Origin of the sequence: Pelobium manganitolerans (assembly GCF_003609575.1) — a bacterium.
In the GTDB taxonomy this organism is placed as follows: Bacteria; Bacteroidota; Bacteroidia; order Sphingobacteriales; family Sphingobacteriaceae; genus Pseudopedobacter; species Pseudopedobacter manganitolerans.
In genome coordinates this window covers 147,947-173,767 of the sequence record NZ_MBTA01000026.1, presented here as the reverse complement: position 1 = coordinate 173,767, position 25,821 = coordinate 147,947, and the positions used below count along the sequence as shown (strand labels likewise).

At 40.9% G+C, this 25,821-nt stretch carries 25 protein-coding genes; 15 read left to right on the top strand and 10 right to left on the bottom strand.

Annotated features, from left to right (window positions below; genetic code table 11):
• Positions 1 to 128 precede the first annotated feature (128 nt).
• On the top strand, positions 129 to 566 hold the full coding sequence (locus BCY91_RS12735) for a VOC family protein (RefSeq protein ID WP_120182427.1): 438 nt from the start codon (positions 129 to 131) through the stop codon (positions 564 to 566).
• 89 nt (positions 567 to 655) lie between these two features.
• Entirely contained in the window at positions 656 to 1,444 is a 789-nt protein-coding gene (locus BCY91_RS12730; protein WP_120182544.1) for an aspartate dehydrogenase domain-containing protein, read from the top strand.
• Here the strand turns inward: BCY91_RS12730 and BCY91_RS12725 are convergent.
• Positions 1,412 to 2,341, bottom strand: coding sequence for an NAD(P)-dependent oxidoreductase (locus BCY91_RS12725; RefSeq protein WP_120182426.1), 930 nt, complete (start codon positions 2,339 to 2,341; stop codon positions 1,412 to 1,414). The genes BCY91_RS12730 and BCY91_RS12725 overlap by 33 nt on opposite strands.
• Before the next feature lie 239 nt (positions 2,342 to 2,580).
• Here BCY91_RS12725 and BCY91_RS12720 point away from each other — a divergent pair, with 239 nt between their 5' ends.
• Entirely contained in the window at positions 2,581 to 3,045 is a 465-nt protein-coding gene (locus BCY91_RS12720) for a response regulator (RefSeq protein ID WP_120182425.1), read from the top strand.
• 78 nt (positions 3,046 to 3,123) lie between these two features.
• On the opposite strand, the gene BCY91_RS12715 is transcribed toward BCY91_RS12720, so the two are convergent.
• The 7 genes from BCY91_RS12715 to recQ all read right to left on the bottom strand — a co-directional run bounded on the left by BCY91_RS12715 (position 3,124) and on the right by recQ (position 11,983).
• Positions 3,124 to 3,513, bottom strand: a complete 390-nt coding sequence (locus BCY91_RS12715) for a response regulator (RefSeq protein ID WP_120182424.1) — start codon at positions 3,511 to 3,513, stop codon at positions 3,124 to 3,126.
• 5 nt (positions 3,514 to 3,518) lie between these two features.
• Positions 3,519 to 4,604 (bottom strand): hybrid sensor histidine kinase/response regulator, encoded by a 1,086-nt coding sequence (locus BCY91_RS12710; RefSeq protein ID WP_120182423.1) that lies wholly within the window; start codon positions 4,602 to 4,604, stop codon positions 3,519 to 3,521.
• 35 nt (positions 4,605 to 4,639) lie between these two features.
• Positions 4,640 to 6,865, bottom strand: coding sequence for a sensor histidine kinase (locus BCY91_RS12705; RefSeq protein WP_182995381.1), 2,226 nt, complete (start codon positions 6,863 to 6,865; stop codon positions 4,640 to 4,642).
• Positions 6,855 to 7,967 carry a ThiF family adenylyltransferase gene (locus BCY91_RS12700; protein WP_120182421.1) on the bottom strand — a complete coding sequence of 371 codons (1,113 nt, stop codon included), beginning with the start codon at positions 7,965 to 7,967 and terminating at the stop codon, positions 6,855 to 6,857. The genes BCY91_RS12705 and BCY91_RS12700 overlap by 11 nt, the downstream gene beginning before the upstream one ends.
• Positions 7,968 to 7,972: 5 nt before the next feature.
• A complete protein-coding gene (locus tag BCY91_RS12695) occupies positions 7,973 to 8,791 on the bottom strand; it encodes a hypothetical protein (RefSeq protein ID WP_120182420.1) in 819 nt (272 codons plus the stop codon).
• Between the two features lie 43 nt (positions 8,792 to 8,834).
• Entirely contained in the window at positions 8,835 to 9,641 is an 807-nt protein-coding gene (gene kdsA / locus BCY91_RS12690) for a 3-deoxy-8-phosphooctulonate synthase (RefSeq protein ID WP_120182419.1), read from the bottom strand.
• A 152-nt stretch (positions 9,642 to 9,793) separates the two neighbouring features.
• Complete coding sequence (gene recQ / locus BCY91_RS12685; protein WP_120182418.1) at positions 9,794 to 11,983, bottom strand: DNA helicase RecQ; 2,190 nt, start codon at positions 11,981 to 11,983, stop codon at positions 9,794 to 9,796.
• Positions 11,984 to 12,077: 94 nt separating this feature from the next.
• Between recQ and BCY91_RS12680 the strand changes: the two genes are divergently transcribed.
• From BCY91_RS12680 to BCY91_RS12655, 6 genes are read left to right on the top strand one after another with little or no spacing between them, the layout of a single operon-like run.
• Entirely contained in the window at positions 12,078 to 13,043 is a 966-nt protein-coding gene (locus tag BCY91_RS12680; protein ID WP_120182417.1) for a KpsF/GutQ family sugar-phosphate isomerase, read from the top strand.
• An 11-nt stretch (positions 13,044 to 13,054) separates the two neighbouring features.
• A complete protein-coding gene (locus BCY91_RS12675; RefSeq protein ID WP_120182416.1) occupies positions 13,055 to 14,140 on the top strand; it encodes a mannose-1-phosphate guanylyltransferase in 1,086 nt (361 codons plus the stop codon).
• A gap of 48 nt (positions 14,141 to 14,188) precedes the next feature.
• Positions 14,189 to 15,409, top strand: coding sequence for a TCR/Tet family MFS transporter (locus BCY91_RS12670; RefSeq protein WP_120182415.1), 1,221 nt, complete (start codon positions 14,189 to 14,191; stop codon positions 15,407 to 15,409).
• Positions 15,410 to 15,447: 38 nt separating this feature from the next.
• Positions 15,448 to 15,972: a GtrA family protein gene (locus BCY91_RS12665; RefSeq protein WP_120182414.1), complete on the top strand. Its 525-nt coding sequence runs from the start codon at positions 15,448 to 15,450 to the stop codon at positions 15,970 to 15,972.
• A 43-nt stretch (positions 15,973 to 16,015) separates the two neighbouring features.
• Positions 16,016 to 16,729 (top strand): 3'-5' exonuclease, encoded by a 714-nt coding sequence (locus tag BCY91_RS12660; RefSeq protein ID WP_120182413.1) that lies wholly within the window; start codon positions 16,016 to 16,018, stop codon positions 16,727 to 16,729.
• A complete protein-coding gene (locus BCY91_RS12655; RefSeq protein ID WP_120182412.1) occupies positions 16,714 to 18,618 on the top strand; it encodes a DUF294 nucleotidyltransferase-like domain-containing protein in 1,905 nt (634 codons plus the stop codon). Before BCY91_RS12660 ends, BCY91_RS12655 begins: the two co-directional genes overlap by 16 nt.
• Before the next feature lie 123 nt (positions 18,619 to 18,741).
• Here the strand turns inward: BCY91_RS12655 and BCY91_RS12650 are convergent, their stop codons facing one another.
• Positions 18,742 to 19,125, bottom strand: a complete 384-nt coding sequence (locus BCY91_RS12650; protein WP_120182411.1) for a GreA/GreB family elongation factor — start codon at positions 19,123 to 19,125, stop codon at positions 18,742 to 18,744.
• 639 nt (positions 19,126 to 19,764) lie between these two features.
• Between BCY91_RS12650 and BCY91_RS12645 the strand changes: the two genes are divergently transcribed.
• Positions 19,765 to 22,152 carry a heavy metal translocating P-type ATPase gene (locus tag BCY91_RS12645; RefSeq protein ID WP_120182410.1) on the top strand — a complete coding sequence of 796 codons (2,388 nt, stop codon included), beginning with the start codon at positions 19,765 to 19,767 and terminating at the stop codon, positions 22,150 to 22,152.
• Positions 22,149 to 22,343: a cbb3-type cytochrome oxidase assembly protein CcoS gene (ccoS, locus tag BCY91_RS12640; protein ID WP_120182409.1), complete on the top strand. Its 195-nt coding sequence runs from the start codon at positions 22,149 to 22,151 to the stop codon at positions 22,341 to 22,343. Before BCY91_RS12645 ends, ccoS begins: the two co-directional genes overlap by 4 nt.
• A 167-nt stretch (positions 22,344 to 22,510) precedes the next feature.
• Here the strand turns inward: ccoS and BCY91_RS12635 are convergent, their stop codons facing one another.
• A complete protein-coding gene (locus BCY91_RS12635) occupies positions 22,511 to 23,143 on the bottom strand; it encodes an outer membrane beta-barrel protein (RefSeq protein ID WP_120182408.1) in 633 nt (210 codons plus the stop codon).
• Positions 23,144 to 23,556: 413 nt separating this feature from the next.
• Between BCY91_RS12635 and BCY91_RS12630 the strand changes: the two genes are divergently transcribed.
• From BCY91_RS12630 to BCY91_RS17645, 4 genes are all read left to right on the top strand, one after another.
• Positions 23,557 to 24,864, top strand: coding sequence for a DUF2130 domain-containing protein (locus BCY91_RS12630; protein WP_245989129.1), 1,308 nt, complete (start codon positions 23,557 to 23,559; stop codon positions 24,862 to 24,864).
• A complete protein-coding gene (locus BCY91_RS12625) occupies positions 24,864 to 25,193 on the top strand; it encodes a DMT family transporter (RefSeq protein WP_120182407.1) in 330 nt (109 codons plus the stop codon). Before BCY91_RS12630 ends, BCY91_RS12625 begins: the two co-directional genes overlap by 1 nt.
• Before the next feature lie 192 nt (positions 25,194 to 25,385).
• Complete coding sequence (locus BCY91_RS12615; RefSeq protein WP_120182405.1) at positions 25,386 to 25,640, top strand: hypothetical protein; 255 nt, start codon at positions 25,386 to 25,388, stop codon at positions 25,638 to 25,640.
• A 16-nt stretch (positions 25,641 to 25,656) separates the two neighbouring features.
• Positions 25,657 to 25,803: a hypothetical protein gene (locus BCY91_RS17645; protein WP_182995380.1), complete on the top strand. Its 147-nt coding sequence runs from the start codon at positions 25,657 to 25,659 to the stop codon at positions 25,801 to 25,803.
• The last annotated feature ends 18 nt before the right edge of the window (positions 25,804 to 25,821 follow it).

Genomic DNA, 25,821 nt, shown 5'->3' with positions numbered 1-25,821 from the left:
TTCTTAGCATAAGTCAAGTTTATTTAATGTGCTACACACTACATTTACAGCTGTAATCGCGCTTATTAAGGAATCACTAAGCATAACGCCAAACATCTGCGTGATTAATTTTTAAATGAATAAAAAACATGGCACAAATTAATCCACACATCAACTTCAACGGCAATGCCGAAGAAGCATTTTTATTTTACAGATCTGTTTTTGGTGGCGATTTCGCAAAGATTGTCCGCTTCAAAGATTTATCAGACCCGGGAATACCATTAACTGAAAGCGAAGCGGAAAAAGTGATGCACATCGCCTTACCTATTGGCACCGGTATATTAATGGGAAATGATGTGCCGGAAAGTATGGGGCGAACCAATGAGAACGAAAACCGCAGCAAAATTGCAGTTAGCGCCGAAAGCAAAGAGGAAGCAGAAAAGATATTTCAGGGCTTATCAGCCGGCGGTCAAGTAGAAGTTCCGCTTGAGGCAAGCCCGTGGGGCTCTTACTTTGCTATGTTGCGGGATAAATACGGCATAGAGTGGATGATTGATTTTGACCCGAACTATAAAGGAAAATTATAGCTGCGCAGTTGCGTCAGAATTACGTAACAAAGCACTAACGCGCATTTATCTGCTTGCCATAACTACCAAAAGTGGCTAAGTTGCGCGTTATGAAAAAGTACAGTTTAGCCATTGTAGGCTGTGGTAAATTGGCTCATATTGTGGCAGATGCCATAAATAATGGGCTATTGGAAGATTATAAACTTATTGGCGCATATTCCAGAACTCGCGAAAAAGCCATCGCGATAGCAGAAAAAGTAAACCCTGAAACCTGCGCCGTATGTGGATCTATGGATGAGCTGTTAGCGCTTAAAGCAGATTATATTGTAGAAACTGCTTCGCCCGCATCGCTAAAAGAATTTGCTTTCGATGCCTTAAAAAGGGGATCAAACATTGTTACGCTGTCAATCGGTGCTTTTACAGATAAAGACTTTTACGAAAAAGTGCAAGTTGTAGCCCGCGAACACAATAGCAAAATATATTTAGCATCTGGCGCCATCGGTGGTTTTGATGTTTTGCGCACTGCTGCGTTAATGGGTAATTGCACAGCAACTTTTGATACCGAAAAAGGACCAAACTCTTTAAAAGGCACTTCTGTTTATGAAGATACACTTCAAACCGAGAAAAAACAGGTGTTCAAAGGCGATGCAATAGAGGCTATCAACTTATTTCCAACGCGCGTAAACGTAGCAGTAGCTGCTTCTTTAGCTTCTGTGGGACCCGAGAAAATGAAAGTTTCTATGACATCTACCCCGGGTTTTGTTGGAGATGATCACCGCATAGAAATTAAAAATGACCAGGTCCATGCGGTGATTGATGTTTATAGCTCAACTGCACAAATTGCAGGCTGGAGCGTGGTAAATGTGTTACGCAACATCACCTCGCCCATTGTTTTCTAAATAACTTTTGATATTGGCCAAAACTTTTTCGCTCAGGCGGTCAAACGCCTGACGCGTACGGCCTACAGATACTTGCATACAATTTACATTTGGATGTGTAAGCAAATCCGCATCGCCCAAAGCTATCAAAGTATCGCAATAGCATACATTATCGCCGTTAATCCAATTTTTAAAAGCATCCATTTCCCAAACTGGGGATAAACCTGTGTTAAACAAAATTTTTCGCTGGCCTAGCGCTTCAAATTCTTCTTTATAAAGCAATACCGTGTTTTTGTTTAGGCAGGTTATTACCACTTCGCAACGCGACAGCAATTCTTTTAAAGGCATAAATGTAAAACCCTTTGCTTCCTGCCCTGGTTTTCTGCTGCGCGAGAAATAGGAAACATCTGCGCCAAAAAATTGCAAGGCATCGGCTACCATGCCACCTGATTTACCCAAACCTATAATACCTGCTTTTAAGCCTGTAATTTCGCGCGGAACACCGTCCCACGCCTTTCTTGGCGTACCATCGTTTTTTGTGCCGAAGCCGTGCAGGCAACGCACCAATTCGCTAATTACATATTCTACCACGCCTTCGTCGCCATAATCGCGTATCCCCGTAACCATAATGCCCCGCTCCTGCGCATATAAAATATCCACGTTGGCACTTTCTGGCGAATATAAAGAGCAGCACATGCCAATGTATTTCACATTTGGACAAAGCGCCAACGCATCGGCACCTAGTTGTGAAGTATAGCTTAGCAATACAGCATCCGCATCGCCAATTCTTTGGGCAATTACGTCAGCGTTTGCGGGCACATCGTCAAACATGATTACTTCTTTGGCAAAATTACTTAATGCTTTCTCTGCCGAGGGAATTAAATTTAGTGGTTCAATAGCAACCAACTTTTTAAACATAATTTGCGAAAATTGATGAACAGCGATGTTAACAGTAATTATTATCAATACCAAAAAACAAATGCTTTGTGACGGGATTATTGAATTTAAGCAATAAGCATTAAAATTTTTGTTACATCTGATGTGTTCGGTCACTTTAATTTAAAAAGCCACTTTTAAAAATTATTTTTGTATTTTCAGATAATTATTTGCTCATCGTAGCAAATGTTTATAGCACACACACTAATATCTTTTTATCCATGTCCGAGCAAAAAATCACCATATTGTATGTTGACGATGAGGAAAATAACCTTTTTTCGTTTAAAGCCAACTTCCGGATGAAATACAAAGTTTATACGGCTATAAGCGGAGATGAGGCATTAGAAATTATGGAGAAACAGGCCATAGACATCATCATTACCGATCAACGGATGCCAAAAATGACCGGTGTAGAGTTTTTGGAGAAAGTGCTGGAAAAGTATCCGGATCCGATGCGTATACTTTTAACCGGTTATGCCGATATGAATGCGGTGGTTGATGCGGTAAACAAAGGAAAAATTTTCCACTATTTAACCAAACCTTGGAACGAAGAAGAACTAGACATGACCATTAAACGCGCGTACGATGTACTTTTAAAGAAACGCGAAGTGGAAGATATGAACGAAAAATTAGCGACCTCTAACGACCAGCTTGAGTTTCTTTTACGCCAAAAACTATTATCGTAAAACAACCTAACCGTAACCCTAACCCACTAACACCTAACCAACTAACACCTAACCAACTAACACCTAACAACCAACAAACTAAGCAAAAGCCCGTTTAATCATATCCAAAAGACCTTCGTAAGAATAAGGTTTTTTTAGGATGCCTACTACAGACGGATAATTTGAAATCACACTTTCATCGTTTTTGTTTAAAGATGTGGTAATTGCGATAAGTTTATAGTTGGCTTTGGTAGCATCCGGAAGCCTCTCAAATGCTTCAATAAATTCAAACCCGTCCATTATCGGCATCATAATATCTACCAATATAACCGTATGATGCGCGTTGGCATGGTCCCGGATGAAATCCAATGCAGAAACGGCGTCATTAAATATGTTGTTTCCGGTGCTAAAACCTGTTTTCTGAATCAGTTTCTCCGCGATAAAGCAATCCAGCTCCCTGTCGTCTATAACAATGAATGATAATTTCATGATTTCTATTTATGCGGTAAAACAACTGTAAAGGTGGTGCCTTGGCCTACTACAGATTCCACTTCAATTGTACCGTCAAGCTTGCGTACCGTACTTCTTACATTATACAAACCCATTCCCGAACCCGATTCTTCTACGTGTGCCCTAAAAAACAGGTTGTAAATTTCATTAATGTGCTTTTCATCAATTCCCATACCGTTATCGCTAACTACAATAGTGGTGTATCCGCGGCTTACGGAAATTTTGAGCTTCACCTTTTTGTCTTTAGCTTCTTTTCTCTGGTATTTGAAGGCATTGGTAACTAAGTTATTGATGATCAAGTTCACAGAAGCCAAATCGTTCCAAAAAAGCTCCTTCTGCTCAACCTCCATCTGAAAATCGATATTAGATGCGCGTGCGTAAATGGCATATATATCGTGCTTTTCTTTGGCTACCTCATTAAAATCTATTGCAGATATTTTAAGTTCGCCCCGTTCTAAGCTATAATAATCGTGCATATCCATAATAAAAGCGTCCAGCTTTGCTACAGACCGCTCCATCAAGCTTAAAATCTCTTTGATTTCTTTAATATCTGCGGTTTGTAAAGCTAAATTTATACCGCCAGAGATACCAACCAAGGGTCCGCGGATATCATGGCTTACACTATAGGCAAATTTATCCAGCTCAACATAGGCTTTCCGCAGCTCTTCATTTTGGATGCTCAGCATGGAATTGGCTATATAAAACTTGTTTGCTTCGTCAATTGCCGAGATGATATCAGCCTCTATCCAAGGTTTTTTCACATATCTAAAAACATGACCGCGGTTAATGGCATCTACCACAGATTCAATATCTGCGTAAGCAGTCAACAAAATGCGGATGGGATGCGGATGGCTTTGCCTTATTTCTTCAAAAAACTCGACACCGGTTTTATCTGGCATCCTTTGGTCGCAAAAAATCACCCGGATATCTGGATGTTTATCCAGATAAGCCAAGGCTTCTGTTGCGTTTTGCGCGATGTAAATAGAATAATCAAACCTTAGCGATGCCTTAAAACCAACTAGGTTGTTGTGCTCATCATCTAAGTATAGTATTTTAATTTTTTCTGACATGTTGGTAGCGTTTATTTACATATAAAGATGATTCACTAGCTGGTGCTAATTTGGTGAACAATTGGTATGCGGATCAGCATTTCTGTACCTTCCCCAACTTTACTATGCACAATAATTTCGCCACTATGCTTTTTGATGGTGTTAAATGCGATAGACATACCCAAACCCGTACCTTCGCCTACATCTTTGGTCGTATAAAATGGGTCAAAAATTTTGCTTTGGGTGGTTTCGTTCATACCTGTACCGTTGTCTTTGATACTGATGAAGATATTTTCGCCTTCGCTATAAGTGCTGATACCCAATTTGCCTTCGCCACTTTCTCCGTGCACTTTCTGAACGGCATGTATCGCATTGGAAATAATATTCAAAAACACCTGATTGAGTTTTCCGGGATAGCATTCTGCCAAAGGAAGCTCGCCATACGACTTCACAACTTCAATCTTGTTGCTGTTTAAAGCGCTGTTCATAATTACCAAGGTAGAATCTAAACCTTCATTGATGTCGGCTTTCTTAAGGTCATCTTCATCTAAACGGGAAAACAGGCGCAAACCTTTCACAATTTCTGCCGTACGCGATGCACCGTCGTAAATGCCACTTAGCAAATGGCCAATTTCTATCTTTAGGTAATCAAAATCCAGTTCCTCTTTGTAATCTTCTATCGCCTGTTGTTTTTCTGTAACCGGTTTTTCGGATAAGCCCACGTTTTCAATGTACTTTAAGGCTTCTAGCAGTTGGTTAACATCGCGTTTTAGCGGCGAAACATTTGAGGTTACGAAGTTGATAGGGTTATTTATTTCATGCGCTATGCCTGCCGTTAACTGACCCAGGGAAGCCATTTTCTCTGAAGCCACCAATTGCGATTGCGTTTCTTTCAGATGATCTAAGGTATTGCTCAACTCTTGGTTGGTTTCGCTTAATTCATGCGTGCGCTCCTGTACTTTTTGTTCCAGAATAACATTTTGCTCTCTGATAATGCGCTCGTTTTCATGTGCCACGGCTAAGGCTTGGGCTTGCGAAAGCTCTTTTTCCTTTTTAAAGATGTTGATTTTATTGGCCAAAGCAAATGAAAGCAGCACCGCTTCTAAAGCAGAGCCTATTTCTACGGCATGTACGGTAAAATCATTATAAGGCACCAAACCGTAATCTTTAGCTACAAATACCAAAATGCTGGCAAAAAACACGGACCAGCTGATTAAAAAGAATTTGGCAGGCGCATATTTTTTACGGTAGATATACCATGCTATAAACATGATAAGTAACGAAACCGTGGCCGCAGTTAGATTAACCAGTTGAAATGCGTGTTGCTTATAGTTTGCAAGCAATAAAACCAAGGCAGTTACATACATTAAAACAGTGAAGCTTAGCAGCCTGTTTAACCTTTTAGAATACTCTTGTATCCGGAGGAAAGATTTTGCGAACAGAATAGTTGCAATGCCCGACATTACCCCGCAAATAATTACCATGTTGGTGGAAAGCCAAAAATTATCTGTCCAGATAAAGCGGTGGGCAAATCCCAACAAGGTAGCTTGTGTTAAGGCAACCCAAAATATGTAATGGCAATACACCAGATAATCTTTATCACGAACGGTAAAATAAATAAAAAGGTTATACAATAACATCACCGCCATAATACCCAGGTATATGCCGGTTTTGGCATCGGCGCTGCTTAATACAGGCAACGTTTGTTCTGTGGTGTGGATACTGATTGGCGCTAGTATTTGTTCGTTAGCGTTCAGTTTTAGATAAACGGTAAGGCTATCTTGAGGCTTTACGTTTAAATCAAACAAATAAAACTGGTGTTTGTATTTACGGTCCCGTATAGGCAGGTAATTGGTGCTTCTGTGGCTTTTAACTTTACCGTCTTTTAAAATAAAAATCTCTACCTCATTAATAATGGGATTAGAGATGTTCAGAATAAAATCTTCTTGATTGGTATTGTTTTGTAGCTTTAACTTAAGCCAGTTATTATTAGCACTGATGCCCAGGTTGGGCACGGCAAATTGGCTTGGTTTAAACTGTGCATCAAGCTGGCGTATTTCTTCAAAGCCGAGTTTCGCGGTTGAATCTTGGAAAATCAGGGCGGATCCGCCGATGTATTTTTCTGCTAAAGCCCGTTTTATTTCGAGAGGAGCTTGTGCAGAAACTTTTAAACATGCAAATCCTAAGAAAAACAGAATGCAAACATTTTTTAAAACCTTATTTATGTTTATCTGTTTACAACCCGGTTTATCAAAAATTAAGTTTAGGATTTCATTCGACATTGAAAATTTCATCTAAATCTACATAATACCTGCCAGAAGTACTGTGTTCGCCAAGCAGGATTCGCCTACATATATCCGTGGTAATAGCCCCGCCCAATACTACAGACGAAGCCAATTGCGGCCAAGTATTGATGCTTTTACCGATTTGCGCCATGGAAAGTTGCATTCTTTTAGACAAACTCTCGAAAGAGAGAATAGACATCAATATTCCGCTTCTGTTGTCGGCATTTACGGTAATTTTTCCGTCCACTAAAAAACCATCTAAATACCCGTGGAAAACACTTCTTTGCGGATCCAAATCAAATCGCTCCACATCCAACATTCCCCTATCGTTGGTATCCATCACTACGGGTATATGCAAATCTCGGGCTTTAAAACGGGCATCAATTTTTACGTCGATAGAATCGCACACTTCTACAAATAAATCAAGCTTGCCACCGTCGGTAAAAAAGCTGTCCATATTTTGTTGGGTTAAGCCATCAGAATAGATTTTCACGTTTATAAATGGGTCAATCTCTGCAATTTCACGCGCTGCTATAATGGTTTTTCTTAAACCCAGGTTATGCACTCCTGTTCTGATGCGGTTAAGGTTACTCAGTTCTGCGGTGTCAAAATCTGCTATTCTTATTTCGCCACAAACGCGTTCCATGGCCAAAGTTAAAGCGATAGACTGCCCCACAGACAAGCCCGCAACACCAATAATTTTGGATTGCAAAGTGGCTTGTTCTTCCTTAGTTATTTTGTTGCGGTTACGGTTGGTACGCACCTCAACAAACTCGTCTTCGCCCAGCAAATGAACCAAGTTTTTGTTCCAAGGATAGTAAACCCAAACTCCATAATCTTGTAATGCTGTACCCTTTAGGTGATTTTCAATTAAACTAGCCAGCTCATCTTTGGTTAGTTTTTTTGAGGGATGCTGGCATTTCACCCACTCTTCTAACTGGCTGTAAATCCCATCTCGCACAAAAAGGCGCCGCTCCTTTTCTATCAATTGTTGAAGCGCTTGTTTCTCTTCGGCGTTTTTTAAATTGAAGAATAGAGGTTTGTACAGCTGACCTTCGTCCTCTGAAGCAGCTGCCAATATGTTTAAAAAATTTATCATGGAGATTAAAGTAGATTCGGTTTTTTAGCGCCTTCTATGCTTACAGTAGCTTTTTGAAAGCTATCATAAGCTTCTGCGATGGCCTGTTTTAAATCCCATTTATCCAGTAGCGGAATCAATGTTTGATAATGAATGGTGATTTCTTTCTTACGCAACTCCTCGGTACGCACCACATTTAAGTTTTCGCGTAGTTTAAAAATAGCCTTTTTATCTTCTTCTTCGGCTTTGCTTAAGGTATCCACATCTTTTAAAATCATGGTGGTGGCAATTAAATCCAGCTTCGGATAAAAAAAAGTGCCTTCATTACCAATGCCCGTTTCTAACTCCATACCGCAACAAGCCACGGGCTTAATGGTATAAGGTGCGCAAAACGCAAATAACGACGTGATGCCTAGCTGTTGTGAAATAGCCACCGCTGCACGGATTAAAAAAATGCTTCCCACACCGTAACCCGCAATCTCGCGCGAATTCCACAGGCCACAAAGCTCACCAGTGCCATATTGCGCATAATTCCACACCAAAGAGAAAACAGAACTGTCCATTGCAGCTGTAGCTTGTTCAAGAGGTAAAGGCTGGTTGCCTCCGGCTACATGCACCCTGGCCCCGCCGTATACCCTATCGCCTTCAATAGACTCTACCACCAAAACAAAAGCTGCGGGGTTGTACATCCAATCGTTTTTAGAGGAGGTTACTTTGGTTACGCCAATGTTGGTTAACACCTGCGTGTGACCTTCTATAAAAAGTTCGCAGGTTTTGGGGTCATCAATTGCCCTAAAAGCTCTTAATCTAACAACGGGCTTTTCTCTACTTAAACTTGATTCCATTTAAAGAAAAAGTTTAGGATGTGCTTTATAGTTTAAGAAATGGTTAAATAACTGCTTGCCTTACGCGCACTAGCTTTTGCAACAAACCCTCCAACAAATCTAACTGTAACATATTTGCCGCGTCCGATTTTGCATTGGCCAAATCGGGGTGTGTTTCTATAAAAAGTCCATCGGCACCCACCGCAATTGCTGCTTTAGCGATGGTTTCTATTAGCGCCGGTTTGCCCCCTGTTACGCCCGAAGCTTGGTTAGGCTGTTGTAAAGAATGGGTACAATCCATGACCACGGGCACGTTAAAAGCCCGCATTTCTGGGATACCTCTAAAATCAACAATCAGATCCTGATACCCAAAACTATTGCCTCTGTCTGTTAAAATCACATTTGTATTGCCGTTTTCTACAATTTTATCCACGGCGTACTTCATAGAACCGGCCGACAAAAACTGCCCTTTCTTCACGTTAACCGTTTTACCCGTTTTAGCTGCCGCAATTAGCAAATCTGTTTGGCGACATAAAAAAGCGGGGATTTGCAAAACGTCAACATAGCTGGCCGCCATAGCTGCTTCCCCGCTCTCGTGAATATCTGTAACCGTTGGCACGCCAAATTCTTTACCTACCTTTTCTAAAATTTTTAATGCTTTCTCATCGCCAATTCCGGTAAAAGAATCTAAACGGGAACGGTTAGCTTTACGGTACGAGCCCTTAAAAATATATGGGATATTTAACTGATCCGTAATCTTAACAATCCGCTCCGCTATTCTCAACACAATTTCTTCGCCTTCAATAGCGCAAGGCCCAGCCATTAAGAAAAAATTGTTATCGGTATTAGGTTTAAGTTTTGGTATCTGCATTTATATATTGAATGAGTGAATGATTGAATTTTGAATGAATGAATGAATGGATGACTGAATGATTGAATAACTGAAATAGTAACGTTGATTTTCCGATCCTTTGCCTTTACTCCTTGCTCCTTAATCTTTGTTCTTTACTTCTTGTTCCAGACCTAATTTCCCAGTTCCGACATAAACTTAATCCGCATGAGCTGAATTTCTTCCCAATTGTAATCGTCGGTGCCTAATTCTTCCAACGCTTTATCAATAGAATCTACATCGGCACTTCTAAAGTAATCGAAAACTTCATCTTGGCGGTCATCGTCAATTACTTCATCAATAAAGTAATTCAAATTAAGTTTAGTGCCAGAACTTACAATAGACTCTACTTCTTTCAATACATCCTCGTAAGAAATGCCTTTTGAAGCAGCAATATCTTCTAAAGATATTTGCCTATCAATGTTTTGGATAATGGAAACTTTAAGCGCAGATTTATTTGCGGCCGTTTTTACCACAAAATCAATTGGCCGGTCGATATCGTTTTCTTCAACATATTTCTTTATCAGCTCAATAAAAGCGGAGCCAAATTTCATCGCTTTGCCGTTACCCACACCAGAAATATGCTTCAGTTCATCCATTGTAACGGGATAATGGGTACACATCTCTTCTAAAGACGGGTCCTGGAAAACCACAAACGGCGGCAAGTTTTTTTGTTTCGCTATTTTTTTGCGCAGGTCTTTCAACATCTGCAACAGCTGCGCATCAACCGTTGCTGTACCACCGTGCGCTTGGTCATCGTCATCATCTTTCGCCGCTTCCATCTCGCGGTTTAAGATAAAGCGTAGGTTATGCGGATTTTCTAAGAAGTTTTCGCCGGCTTTGTTCAACTTCAACAAGCCAAAGTTATCCACCTCTTTTAAAACATAATTATCTAACAGAGCTTGGCGCAACACAGATTTCCAAAGCAAAATGCCCTGCTCTTTACCTTTCCCAAAATATTTACTTTGGTGGTGTTTGTAAGCCTGTATTTGTGCAGTTTCTACCCCCATCAGTACGTTAATAATATGGTGGTCGTCAAATTTTTCTCCGAAATCTTTTATCAGCTGGAGTACTGTACTTAACGGTTCTTGCGCAGCAAAATATTGCTTCTCTGCACGGCAATTGTCGCACATATTATTGCAACCTACTTCATTAAAATTCTCGCCAAAGTAGTGTAAAATCTGCTTTCTGCGGCAAACAGCAGATTCCGAATAATCTATAACTTCTTTTAATATTTGGGTGCCAATTTCACGTTCAGAAACCGGTTTGTCTTTCATAAACTTAGCCAGTTTATCAATGTCTTTTTCCGAGTAAAAGGCTACACAAACCCCTTCGCCACCATCGCGCCCCGCACGTCCGGTTTCTTGATAGTAACCTTCCATGCTCTTCGGAATATCGTGGTGGATCACGTAACGCACGTCGGGCTTATCGATACCCATGCCAAAAGCAATGGTTGCCACAATTACATCCACATCTTCCATCAAAAACTTATCCTGCGTTTCTGCGCGCACTTTGGCATCTAAACCCGCATGGTACGGCAATGACTTTATACCATTAATTTCCAAGGCATTACTCACCTCCTCTACCTTTTTACGGCTTAAGCAGTACACGATACCCGACTTGCCCGGATTGTTTTTAATGTATTTTACAATTTCCTTAATTACGTTTTGCTTCGGCCTTACTTCATAATAAAGGTTAGCACGGTTAAATGACGATTTAAATAGGTTCGCATTCGTCATCTGCAAGTTTTTCTGGATATCGTACTGCACCTTTGGAGTTGCGGTAGCAGTTAAAGCAATTAATGAGATATTATCGCCTATGTTATTGATAACCTGACGAATTTTGCGATACTCTGGTCTAAAATCATGCCCCCACTCAGAGATACAGTGTGCTTCATCAATAGCCACAAAAGAAATTTTGAGCAAACGCAAAAAGTCGATGTTTTCTTGCTTGGTGAGCGATTCTGGCGCTACATATAAAAGTTTGGTTTCGCCGGCAAGTACATCTTGTTTTACCTTGGCTATCTCGCTTTTGTTTAATGATGAATTAAGAAAATGAGCAATACTATCGCGCCCGCCAAAAGCGCGCAACTGGTCCACCTGGTTTTTCATCAGCGCAATAAGAGGAGAAATAACCAAGGCAGTGCCTTCGCTCATTAATGCCGGAAGTTGGTAACAGATAGACTTACCGCCACCGGTGGGCATAATAACGAACGTATCGTTCTTTTCTAAAATACTGTCAATGATAGCTTCTTGGTCGCCTTTAAAATTATCAAAACCAAAAAACGTCTGTAAATTGTCTATTAAAGATTTTTTAATCTGCATTTTTGTAGTCAAAAAAAACAGCCCTTGCTGATTTTAAACATCAAAATAACATATTTTTGGGAAATAAATACATTTAATTATAAAATTTACAATCTTGAAATCGTCTCAAGAAATTTTAGATATCGCCCGCCGCACCATTTCGCTCGAAAGAGAAGCTTTAAATCAACTCAGTACGCAACTTAGCGCCGATTTTGAAAAGTTGGTACAAACGATTTTGAATTTAAAGGGCCGGGTAATTGTTACGGGCGTAGGCAAAAGCGCCATCATTGCGCAAAAGCTGGTGGCCACCTTCAACTCTACCGGCACGCCGTCTATTTTTATGCACGCGGCAGATGCGGTGCACGGCGATTTAGGCATTATCCAAAAAGACGATTTGGTACTTTGCCTTTCAAAAAGCGGCAATACTGCCGAAATTAAGGGGCTGATACCTTTATTAAAGCAAGGCCATAACCCCTTGGCGTGTATCGTGGGCGAAAAGGAATCGTACCTGGCACAACAGTCCGACTTTGTTTTAGACGCCAGTATCAGTAAAGAAGCCTGCCCAAATAATTTAGCGCCTACCACCAGCACCACTGCACAGCTTGTGCTAGGCGATGCACTTGCGGTTTGTTTATTAGAATGCCGCCATTTTTCTAAAGAAGACTTTGCTAAATACCACCCGGGCGGTTCTTTAGGTAAAAAACTATATCTAAAAGTTTCAGATTTAAGTCAATTTAATGAAAAGCCACAGATTGGCATCGGCGCAAGCATAAAAGAGGCTATCTTAGAAATTACTAAAAAACGATTGGGGGTTGTTGCTATTGTAGAAAAGTTGGAGATTAGGGGCGTAATTACCGACGGCGATTTACGGAGGATGATGGAGAAACACGAATCTTTTGAAAACCTAAAAGCTGTGGACATTATGAATACCCGGCCAAAAACCATAGAAGAAGACGAGATGGCCGTGGCCGCACTTCAAAAAATGAAACAGCATAACATTACACAGCTCATCGTTACCAAAAACAACGAGTATAAAGGGGTGGTGCATTTGCACGACTTACTTAGAGAGGGGATACTATAACATTTACAGATATGAACAACAACAGTTACGCGCTTATTATGGCGGGAGGTATTGGCAGCAGATTTTGGCCAGTGAGCAGAACTACCTTTCCTAAACAGTTTTTAGACGTTTTAGGCACCGGAAAAAGCTTAATCCAGAACACCTTTGAAAGGTTTAAAAAAATTTTACCGGTTGAGAACATTTATATTTTAACCAACGAAAATTATTTTGATTTAGTAAAAAGCCAGCTGCCAGAACTTGGCGACAACCAAATTATTGGCGAACCTATTATGCGCAATACCGCGCCTTGCATTGCTTATGGTTGCTATAAGATCAAACAGCTGGACCCAAATGCGCAAATTGTGGTGGCACCATCGGACCACCTGATTTTAGAAACCGAAAACTTTGTAAACACCATTAATAAAGCCTTGGAAGCAAGTGCAAAGCACCATTGCTTAATCACCTTAGGTATTAAACCGTCTAGGCCGGATACAGGCTATGGATACATCCAATATGCAGAGAACACCATTGAAGACAATTTGCACAAGGTGAAAACCTTTACCGAAAAGCCCTCTTTAGAAATTGCGCAGACTTTTTTAGCCAGTGGCGATTTTTTATGGAACTCGGGGATTTTTGTGTGGAGCGTAAACGCCATTATTGAAGCTTTTGATAAACATTTGGCGGATATTAGTGATATTTTTAGAGGCGGGAAAAACCATTATAACGCCCCTAGCGAACGTGAATTTATACAATCGGCTTTTCAGCGATGCACCAATATTTCCATTGATTACGGCATTATGGAAAAAGCAGATAACGTTTTTGTGATGCCATCAGAATTTGGCTGGTCCGATTTGGGTACTTGGGCATCTGTTTATGAGCTTGCCGAAAAAGACTATGTAGGCAACGCCGTAATTAACCAAGAGGGCGTAATGATGTACAACTCATCAAACTGCATGGTTAATGTGCCTAAAGACAAACTGGTGATTCTGCAAGATTTGCACGACTATATTGTAGTAGAATCAAACAATACCCTAATGATTTGCCCGCGCGATAAAGAGCAGCACGTGAAGCAGGTGGTTGCCGATGTAAAGCAAAAATTCGGCAATAAATACATTTAATTTTGATGCCCTAGCGATAGGGCATTTTTTTTTGCGATCCACAATTTTATGCATAAGAACAAAAAAGCTGCACTGGGTTTTATTTTTATTACGCTATTGCTTGATGTTACCGGCCTGGGCATCATCATCCCGGTTTTGCCAACATTGATAAGCGAGCTTATACAGGGCAACCTTAGCCAAGCGGCCAGCTACGGCGGTTGGCTTACCTTCTCTTATGCTTTTATGCAGTTTATTTGCGCGCCACTAATTGGAAATTTGAGCGACAAATACGGCCGCCGGCCGGTGCTGTTACTTTCTTTATTGGGTTTCGGTATCGATTATCTTTTTCTTGCTTTTGCCCCCAGCATTGGGTGGCTGTTTGTTGGGCGCATCATAGCGGGCATTACGGGTGCCAGCTTCACTACCGCTTCTGCTTATATTGCAGATGTAAGTACGGCCGAAAACCGCGCACAAAACTTCGGTTTAATAGGCGCCGCTTTTGGATTGGGCTTTATTTTGGGACCGGTAATTGGTGGCTTGCTGGGGCAATTTGGCTCGCGCATTCCGTTTTTTGCAGCGGCCGGCATCAGCTTGCTCAATACCCTTTACGGATATTTTGTGCTGCCAGAGTCACTTCCGATAAATGCTCGGCGCGAGTTTGATATTAAACGCGCCAATCCGCTAGGATCTTTATTTGCGCTAAAAAAATACCCCGCTGTAAGCGGTTTAATTGTTACGCTTATTCTTATTTATACAGCTAACAACGGCTTACAGAGTATTTGGTCCTACTACGGCATGGAAAAATTTAGCTGGAACGAGGCTTGGGTAGGTTATTCTTTAGGCTTTATTGGTTTAATGGTAGGTATTGTGCAAGCTGGTATTACGCGTTGGGCAATTCCTAAATTTGGGCAAGAGAAAAGCCTGTACATTGGCCTATGCTTGTACAGCTTAGGCTTATTGCTATTTGCTTTCGCGCCAAACGGCATATTTATGTTCATTTTTATTGTGCCTTATTCTTTAGGAGGTATCGCCAACCCTGCCTTGCAAAGCATCATCAGCAGTTATGCAACCAGTAGCGAGCAGGGCGAACTACAAGGCGCTTTAACCAGTTTAATGAGTGCCACAACCATTTTTGCACCGCCTTTAATGACCAGCATTTTCTCTTATTTTACTGATAAAAATGCACCACTGATTTTCCCGGGGGCACCTTTTCTGCTATGTTCGGTACTTGTTTTAGTGAGTGTGCTGTTGGCTAACCGAAGCTTAACCTTACACCATGTTAAAAAGTAAAATTTTATGCGCCAATAAAGCATCCTATCTTTGGTTTAATGATCCGCAGACTTAACGTCCAAATTCAACACCTACTATTATCGCTTATTGACAGCTTTTATCCGCTGTTTAAGCGCTTTTTGCCTTTACAAACATACAGGTACGCAGTGTGCGGCGGCGGCAATGCCTGCTTAAACTTTTTGATTTTTGCCGTTACAGAAAACTTCATCGTTAAAAAGCAGGTGGTGCACGTGGGTTCTTGGCTGGCCATCAGCTCGCACATTTTCGCTTTCCTGGTTGCTTTCGGTATTACTTTCCCTATCGGTTTTTACTTAAATACCTATGTGGTTTTCGGAGGCTCATACCTTTTAAAACGTGTGCAGCTAGTCAGATATTTAATGGTGGTATTGGTTTGCATCTTATTAAACTACGTTTTTATGAAGCTGTTTGTAGATTTATGGCACTGGTATCCTACCCCATCGTACATGCTCACATTTGTGCTGGTAACGCTGTTCAGCTATTTCTCACAAAGAAACTTCTCTTTTCAAAAAACAAAAAGCAACAAAGCATCAGCGCAAGCATAACTCAAAAAAATGCTTATTTTGAACACACGTTTAACCATAAGCTTTGCATAATTACTACTTAATATTAGATACCGAAACATCGGGTTTACCCAAAAAATGGGATGTTTCTTACGGCGCAAAAAACAACTGGCCGCACGTTTTGCAGATAGCTTGGCTAATTTTCGACAGCGATGGCAATGAGGTAAAACGCGAAAATTATTATCTAAAACCGGGTAAAATCAACATCAGTAAAGCGTCTACGCGCATCCATAAGCTGGATCGCGATTTCTTATTGAAGCACGGCAAAGACCGCAGACGCGTATTTGAGAAGTTTGAAAACGACATTATAAAATATCATCCCTTGGTGGTAGCACACTTTGCCGAGTTGGATTTTTGCATGGTAGGCGCCGAGGCTTACCGTTTAAACGAAGAAAACCCCTTGCAGCAAAGCGATTTCTTTTGCACCATGAAGGCCAGTGCTAAATATGTTAAAAACCCGTCGTTTAGCCATCTGCGGCTGGGCGTTTTTTACAAAACCTTATTTAAAAAACGACCCGAGCAGTTGCACAACGCTTTGAAAGACTCAGAACTTACAGCAGAAATTTTCTTCCACCTGCTGCATAAAAACGAAGTAACAGAAGCTATCGTTAAGCGCCATACGCTCGAAATAAAAGACCCGAATAAAGAGTTTAGCAAAAAACCTGTTTGGCGCGCTTACTTGCTTTCGTTTATCCTTATTACATTGCTCATTATCTTTATCTTATGGAAAATAAACTAGCGCTTTTAAAAACCACTGTTCCTTTTAGCTATTTGCCAGAAGATGTTTTGGCAAATGTTGCCGATTTGTTAGAAGAACAACGTTACAGCAAAGAAAAAGAGATTTACCATCAGGGCGCCACCAAAATGAAAGGCGTAGATATTATAGTGGAAGGCAGTTACGAATCTTTTTTTTACGACAGCAACAACCATAAACGCGATGTAGAAGAATTGCTTCCCGGCTCGGTCTTCGGAGGAATTTCGGTGCTACTAAACCGTAAAAAAGCCTTAAAAACTGTGGTCGCAAAAAAAGGGACCGTGGTTTATATTCTCCCCCGCAAGCACTTTAGGGCGCTGTGCAATGCTTACGAGGCTTTTTTCCAATATTTTACGGACGATTTTGGTAAACGGATGTCTAATGAAGACTTTGCACATTTTTTTAAGAAGCCTACTTTATTTGAGGAAAGCTACATCGCGTCTGAGCAACTCTACTCGCGTAAAATTGAAGAAATGGGCTACCAAAAATTGGTAAGTTGTCCGCAAAACACCCCCATATATGAATGTGCGACAAAAATGGCCCAAAATAAAGTGAGCTGTTTATTTATTACTAATGCAGCCAATGACATTATTGGTTACGTAACCGATTTAACCCTGCGCGACCGGGTAATTGCGCAAAGGATTGATGCCAACGGCCCCGTATCAAGCGTAATGGATACGCATACGATTTCTATCTCGGGCAGTTCTTATATGTACGAGGCTATTTTATTGATGTTCCAAACCAAGAGTCGCTATGTGTTAATTGAGAACGACGGCAGATATGAGGGATTTTTAAGCAGGAACCGCTTGCTAAGCGAACAGGCACAATCGCCATTGGTATTTATCCAGTCGGTAAAATCTGCACTTAGCATTAAAGAACTGCGGGCTAAATGGAACCGGGTGCCCAACATTGTATCGCAGCTTTTAAGCAGAGGCGTTCATGCAGAAATTGTGAACCAAGTAATTACCACCATTGCCGATACTATATCTAACAAAGTGATTGAGGAGGTGATTGGCGAGATTGGTCCAGCCCCGGCGAAGTTTGTATTTATTGTTTTAGGCAGTGAAGGGCGCAAAGAGCAAACGCTTAAAACCGACCAAGACAATGCCATTATTTATGAAGACAAAGCCAATGAACAGCGCGAATTGGTGCGCGCCTATTTTTTGGAATTTGCTACGCGCGTGTCGGACAAGTTAAATGAAATTGGTTTTGAATATTGCAGTGGCGATTTTATGGCTAAAAACCCTAAATGGACGCATTCTTTATCGCACTGGAAACGTAATTACAAAGAATGGATAGAAGAAGCCTTGCCAGAAACAGCAAGTAAATTCGCCACTTTTTTTGATTGCCGGGCCATCTATGGCGAACGTTCTATTATGGACGAACTACGCGATTTTGTGGATGAAGAACTGAACAAGCCCATGGAAAAGTTTTTTGTGTACATGGCAAAAAATGCCTTACAATACGAACCACCCCTTACCTTTTTTAAAAACATCAGAACCCTAAAAGTTCAAGAGCGCGAAGTTTTTGATATTAAACGCGCCATGACGCCCATTGTGGATTTGGCACGCGTATACGCCCTGCAGAACAAAATTTTTCAGAAAGAAAACACCGGCGAACGTTTAAAAGCCTTAAAAGAAAAAGGAGTTTTCACCGAGTCGCAATTTGACGAGCTGATGCAATCTTATTACTATTTAATGAGCTTACGCTTACGCAGGCAGGCGCAGCAAATTACCGACGACCGCAGCGAACCCAGCAATTATATAGAGCTAAGCTCTTTAACAAAAATTGAGCAGGCCACTTTACGCGAGATTTTTAAAACTATCGAAAACTTCCAAGACGGCATTAGGATGAAGTTTATGAATAGCTTTTAGCCTACCTAGCAAAAGATATGGCGACAGCACACTGCACCCCGCCAAAAGCGAACGCGAAAAACTAAGGACATAAAAAAAGCTGTTTTGCAAGCAAAACAGCTTTTATGAAGATGTTCAACCGGCCTAGGCCTCTGGCTGCTCTACCTTGTTAATCTTAAACTTTTGTACCCCGTTAGGCATTTCCCACTCAACAAATGAACCTTCCATATAACCCAAAACCGCAGCACCCATTGGGGTGTATAAAGAAATCTTGCTTTCTTTGATATTTGCTTCATTAGGCAATACCACCTGAAAATTGAACTTTCTGCCACTCACGGTTTCCTCAATTTCTACTTTAGAGTTTAAAACAATCGCTTTGGCAGGCAGTTCGCTAGCCTCTACCACTTTGGCGTTTTTAAGCTCTTTTTCCAACTTTTCATTATTAAACTTCGACATGTTAGAGGCCTTTAAGTGTTTCTCTAACAATTGGTACTCTTTTGAACCAATTACAATTTGATCTTTAACCATAACTTTTGGTTTTAATTATTTTAAAAATTTGATACGCACGATTAAGCAATCAAGGCAGGGCGGAAAAAACTGAAAGCTTCCGCTAATGGATTGCTACAATAAATACCGCCCCATAACAACAATATGGGGCATAGCTGATAAAGGCCCTGTTATTAGCGGTGAACAAAAAACACGCTCTATTGGCTTTTAAGCCTTTAGCCTTTGCAGAAAAAGAAAATAAGAAATGTAGAATGTTGCGCGCTGTTTTCATAATAAAAGAATTTTAGAGGTAAGGTAGCCCCCAGTAAATTGTGGAAATTGGGGCTTAAGAAATAAAATCCTTATTGCTTCGGAAAAGTATGAAAGCGGCAATACGCCTAACACCCAGCAATACCGACGTATATAACCTTGCCATGCCCCGCTGTTGAGGGATAGCCAATGCTATGGTGCGATATGTTGACTGTTTGGGTTGCATTTTGGACTAAGATAGCGCTTTTTTTATCCCTTCCAAATTTCATGTGAAATTGCTTGCATATTTCCGACCTTCCAAACCACTACATATTAACGGTAGCCATACTTTTTTATGTAAAAGTGATTTTAATCATTCTGGCGTCCACAACGCGTCATAGTTATCATGGATATTTTGCCCACCTTTGTAATATGGCTGTTGTTACTAAAGAAGTGTGCTACCACTGCGGTGATACATGCACCTCAAAAGTTTTGCTCAAAGACGAAAAAAGCTTTTGCTGTAGCGGATGTTTAAATGTTTACAGTATTTTATCTGCCGGAAATCTCCATAATTATTATAAGTTAAACCAACACCCGGGCGCTTCGCAGAAAAAAGAACAACAACAATTTGATTATTTAAACGTGGCCGAGATTGCCGCCAAACTGGTAAACTACCAAGATGCCGAAAAAACTTTGGTTACTTTTTACCTGCCCGCTATCCATTGTAGCTCTTGCATTTGGCTGTTAGAGCATTTAAACACGTTAAATCCGGCAATTTTAGAAAGTCGGGTTGATTTCTTGAAAAAACAAGTCCACCTGCAGTTTAATCACCAACACAGCTCATTGCAAGAAATTGCGCAGCTGTTAACAACTATCGGTTACGAGCCTTTAATTAGCTTGCAAGACGTTATAAACAGTGGCGTAGCCAAAAAAGATGCTTTAGTGCCCAAAATTGCCGTTGCCGGATTTTGCTTTGGCAATGTGATGTTATTGGCCTTTCCGGCATATTTTGGTATTGCCGAGTCCGAAAAACATTTTGGCCAGTATTTCAGTTTAATTAGCCTGGCTTTTTGCTTCCCGGCCGTGTTTTATTCGGGTATCGATTATTTTAAGCGCGCCTATGTTTCCTTAAAACAAGGCATTTTAAATATCGATTTCCCCTTGGCTTTAGGTATTGCGGTATTATTGCTGCGCACGCTTAGCGATTATATTTTCCAAGCCGGCGAAGGCTTTGCCGACACCCTAACCGGCTTAGTATTCTTTTTACTGATTGGCAAATTTGTACAGCAAAAAACCTATCACCACCTTTCATTCGAGCGGGATTACCGTTCCTTTTTTCCGGTAGCAGTGGATGTCATTGGCGAGGACGGCAAAACTGCACCCGTTCCGCTAGAAAAAATAAAAGAAGGTGATCGCATAGCGGTTAAAAGCCAAGAAATTATTCCGGCCGATGCAATATTGCTGAAAGGCGACGCGCTTATAGATTTTAGTTTTGTAACGGGCGAATCAAAACCGGTGCAAAAAGTACTTGGCGAAATAGTTTACGCGGGCGGGAGGCAAACAGCGGGTTCTTTAGAGCTAGAAGTAATTAAGCCCGTATCACAAAGCTACCTTACCGGCTTGTGGAACAACGAAAGTTTCCAAAAAGCGAACAGCACTAAAACCAAAACTTTTGTAACGCGCGTAAGTCATTATTTCAGCATCATATTGGTTAGCTTAGCTACTTTGGCTTTACTTTTTTGGCTACCTACCAGCTGGCAAACCGGCTTAAACGCTTTTACGGCAATCCTTATTATAGCCTGTCCCTGCGCCTTGGCTTTAAGCACACCTTTTACCATGGGCGCGGCGCTCAGCATATTCGACAAAAATAAGTTTTACCTAAAAAACACCGACGTGGTGGAGCAACTGGCCGCCATAGACACGGTGGTTTTTGACAAAACCGGAACCGTCACTATTGCTGATCATAACTCGGTAGAGTTTATTGGGGAGCTGGAGCCGGAGTGGGAAGCCGTAGTTTATGGGGTTTGCAAAAATTCATCGCACCCGCTTAGCCGTAAAATTTGTGCTTTTGTGAACAGCTCTGCACAAGTTCAAATTACCGATTTTGAAGAAGTGGTAGGCGCCGGTATGCGTGCCGTTTATAAAAATGAAGAAGTATTAATTGGCAAAGCCGACTTTGTGCAAGGCGCTAAAACACAACTGCTGGAATTTCCACAGGTGCATGTGAGCATATCAGGAAAGTACTTAGGTTATTTTAAAATAAACCAAAACCTACGCCCCAGCCTAGCGCCGCTATTGCAAAATTTAAACAACAACTATCAAACCTTTCTTATATCTGGCGATACCCCTCAAGACAACAACCTGCTGAGCCCTTACTTTAAAAAGCAAAGCGATTTGTTGTTTCAGCAATCACCGCAGAACAAACTGGATTTTATTGCGCAAAAACAACGCAGTGGCGCTACCCTGTTAATGATTGGGGATGGTTTAAATGATGCCGGAGCTTTACAACAAGCCAATGTAGGCATAGCTGTTACAGATAATATCAACAACTTTACGCCAGGTAGCGATGCCATTTTAGACGGCCAATCTTTTGCGATGCTGCCTAAATTTTTAAAATTTTCTAAAGCAGCGGTAAACGTAATCCATTTGTCTTTTTGTATTGCCATTTGCTACAACGTGGTAGGCATCAGCTTTGCTATACAAGGAAAGTTGTCTCCGCTTATTGCGGCCATTCTAATGCCTTTAAGCACCGTTACCATTATCTCATTCACGAGCATCAGCACCCATTTACAAGCTAAAAAATACGGATTAAAATCATGACCATTATCTTCTTTTTAATAGCCTGCAGCGTGGTATTGGCGCTATGTTTTTTAGCCGCCTTTTTTTGGTCGCACCACAGTGGCCAAAATAAAGATTTGTACACCCCTTCTGTACGTATTTTGTTTGAGAACGAAGCTGAAGAAAAGCCGGAGGGAACGAAAAAGGAGGAGCAGAAAGCAGAGAAATTATGATCTACAAAATGCCTTCTCAGTCCGTAGAGTTACTTTGTTTGTTGCGTTGAGCGCAGGTTTTTCGCAGAAGGCCCTGCTCCCTGCCTATGAAAAAGCACAAACTCTTAAACAAAAAAAACGCCATCCGGTTTCTCAGATGGCGCTTTTCAAAAACAAGAATGTTTTATTTAGAATTTGTAAGCTAAACCAAAAGTAGCCATATCAAAAATATTGTTGATAGAACCCAATTGTACACCGTAATTGGTAGTAGCTTTTGCACCGCTAGCGTCAACTTTTGAGCTTCCGATGTTAATTAAGTTGGTTAAACCAACGTTCAAAGCAAGTCTTTCTGTAATAAAGTAGTTTGCACCTACACCAACGTTGAAATCAATAGTGTTAGTTTTAGGACCTTCTACAGTATTTCCAGCAACTTCAGTTTCTGATTTAATGTAAGAATAACCCAAGCCAGCTTCACCGTAGGTTTTAAAACGTTTGCCAATTTCTAAGAAGTAATAGCGTCCAAATACACCAATTCCAAAAGAATTAGTTTTGTCTGTTGAACCGCCTGTGCTGTAATCTTCATCTTTTGTAGAAACAAAGCCTAAACCTAAACCGATAGCAACTTTATCCGAGATGAAATATCCAGCTTTAGGTACAAAATTAAAAGAAGTCACTTTTTCTTCGGTATTTTTATTGTCCTCTACGCTAAAGCCAACGCTTCCTTCCAATAAAACATCGCCTTTTTTAAAGCCAAAATCCTGAGCGCTAGCAGATACTGCTAAACCTAAACCAACTGCTAATAATGCAAATACTTTTTTCATTTTAGTTAATATTAAATTGTTAATTTTCGGCAAACATATTCAAGAAATGGAGTTGATATGCCATCCAAATGTCATTTAGTAGCACAACTGGGCTCAAGGCGGTTTTTTAAACGCCTAACTCGTTCGTAAACAAAAGCATACAATTTAATACTAAGGCAAAAAAAACAAATATATGCTTCGATATTTTAAACCTAATGTTTGCAGCCATAGGGGCTAAAGACATAAAGGGGTATAAAAGCATCGCGAATTTTGCGTGAGGGATAGCAACGGAAAGCCCTCAGCGAGGAACGAGCGAGGACTTGCAGTGAATAGCCCGACCCCGCATTTAAGCGGGGGCACGCCCTAGCCTAAATCTATAAACCAAATCAAAAGCGCAGCTATTTGGCTATGCTTCGGCTTAAAATCTTATTTTTGTGGAACCTCATAAAAACAGCGATTTTAACACGGATATGCCAGAAGTAAAATGCCCAAACTGCAGCCATTCTTTTCCTATTGAAGAGGTAATGGCAGAAGAATATAAAAACAACCTGCGCAAGCAAATGCTGGATTTCCAAAAGAAAAAAGAGGAAGAAGCGCGCAAAAAAGAAGAGGAATACCAAAAAAGAGAACAGGAATTTTTAAAGCGCGAGCAACAACAAAACCAGCTATACCAGCAACAGCTGGATGCCGAAAAGGCAAAATTGCAGAAACAACTGGAAGAATCTCTGCGGAAAACGATTGCCACAGATTACGAGAATCAGCTGCAACTTTTACAAAATGCCAATAAAGAAAGTGAAGAAAAACTAAAAACAGCACGCTTAAAAGAGTTGGAATTTTTGCGCAAAGAGGCCGATTTAAAGACGAAAGAGGCCGAAATGGAACTTTCTGTACAGCGCAAACTGCAAGAAGAGCGCGTAAACCTTGCCGAGCAAATCCGTAAGCAAGAACTGGAGAAAAGTCAGTTGAAAGAAACAGAGTTCCAGCTGAAGTTGAAAGAATACGAGCAAAAACTGGAGGCGCAGAACAAGCTGGTGGATGAGATGAAGCGCAAGGCCGAGCAGGGCTCGATGCAATTGCAGGGTGAATCGCAAGAGCTGATTGTGGAAGAGCTGTTGCAAAGCAATTTCCCTTTTGATGTGGTAGAGGAAGTAGGTAAAGGCATCCGCGGGGCAGATTGCATTCAAACGGTTAGAAATGCCAGCGGCCAGACCTGTGGACGCATTATTTATGAAAGTAAACGCACCAAAGATTTTGGCGGCGATTGGATAGAGAAACTAAAAAAAGATAAAATAGCCGTAGGTGCAGATGTGGCGGTAATTGTAACGCAATGCTACCCAAAAGGCATGGATTGCTTCGGCGAAAAAGACGGCGTGTGGATTTGTTCTTTTGAAGAGCTTAAAGCCGTAACTTATGTACTGCGGGATGGTATTGTGAAGCTTTACGCGGCCAACAAATCACAAGAAAACCGGGGCGATAAAATGCACATGCTGTACGATTATCTTACTTCGGCAGAATTTTCGGCGCAATGGAACGCCATTAGCGAAGGTTTTATGAGCATGAAAGCCAGCATACAAACGGAGCGGAATGCCATGGAAAAACTTTGGAAAACACGCGAAAAGCAGTTGGAAAAAGTGCTTTTAAACGCCGTACATATTAGCGGATCGGTAGAAGGTATTGCAGGTAAAGATGTAGTAAAACTGAACCTTGGCAATGAAGAAGATGATACTTTATTTTTAGATTGATGGCTTGGATTTTTTTAATTGTAGGCGGTTTGTTTGAAACCGCTTTCGCTTTTTGCTTAGGTAAAGCGAAAGAAAGCAATGGCAACGAAACCGTATTATGGTACGGCGGTTTTTTAATTTGCTTGGTTGCAAGTATGTTGTTGTTGATAAAAGCCACGCAAAGCTTGCCCATAGGCACTGCTTATGCCGTTTGGACGGGCATTGGCGCTGTAGGTTCGGTAATTATGGGCATTTTTTTTTTTAATGAGCCAGCCACTTTTTGGCGCATGTTTTTCCTGTTCACGCTGGTAAGTTCTATAGTAGGTTTAAAATACGTTTCGGCGGGTTAAACGTGAATCAGTAGTTTGTAAAGCTGTGCGCTGCCAATCCCGAAAGCAAAACTATCACATAACAATAAATCGGCTTTTTTGCCGATAATTCTATTTATCGGCTTTTTATCCGATATTTCAAAATATTGGGAATACCAGTTTGAGCTAATCCATTTAGGTATCATATTTGCAGCGTTCAGGAAAGCACACATTATGAATAAGATATTTGAAATTACCGTCCATGTGATGGGCGACGTTAGCCCGAAGGTAGTCCAAGTATTCTTTTCTAAAAAAGATCAAGAATACGAGTTGGGGCTAAATTACGAACCAGGTTTAAACCTTCAGAAAGAAAACCCTAGAGTAAAATTTAACAACAAGGGCGACATTTACCAAACTGCCGGAACGCCCTTAGATAGTAATACTTTGCGCGATATTAGCGAACAGATTAAAGAATTTATGGACGATTGAATAAACAAAAAAAGCTATGACATTTCAAGACAGAAAAACTATGGGAATGGATTGGGAAAAGGTAAAAAACAAAAGAAAAATGATGCACATTACCAATGCCGTACAAGCCAACAACCCTAAGGGAATTTTTCGCGTAACCGATAGTAAAGAGCTTAAAAAATAGGTTGGGCCGTCCATCTGT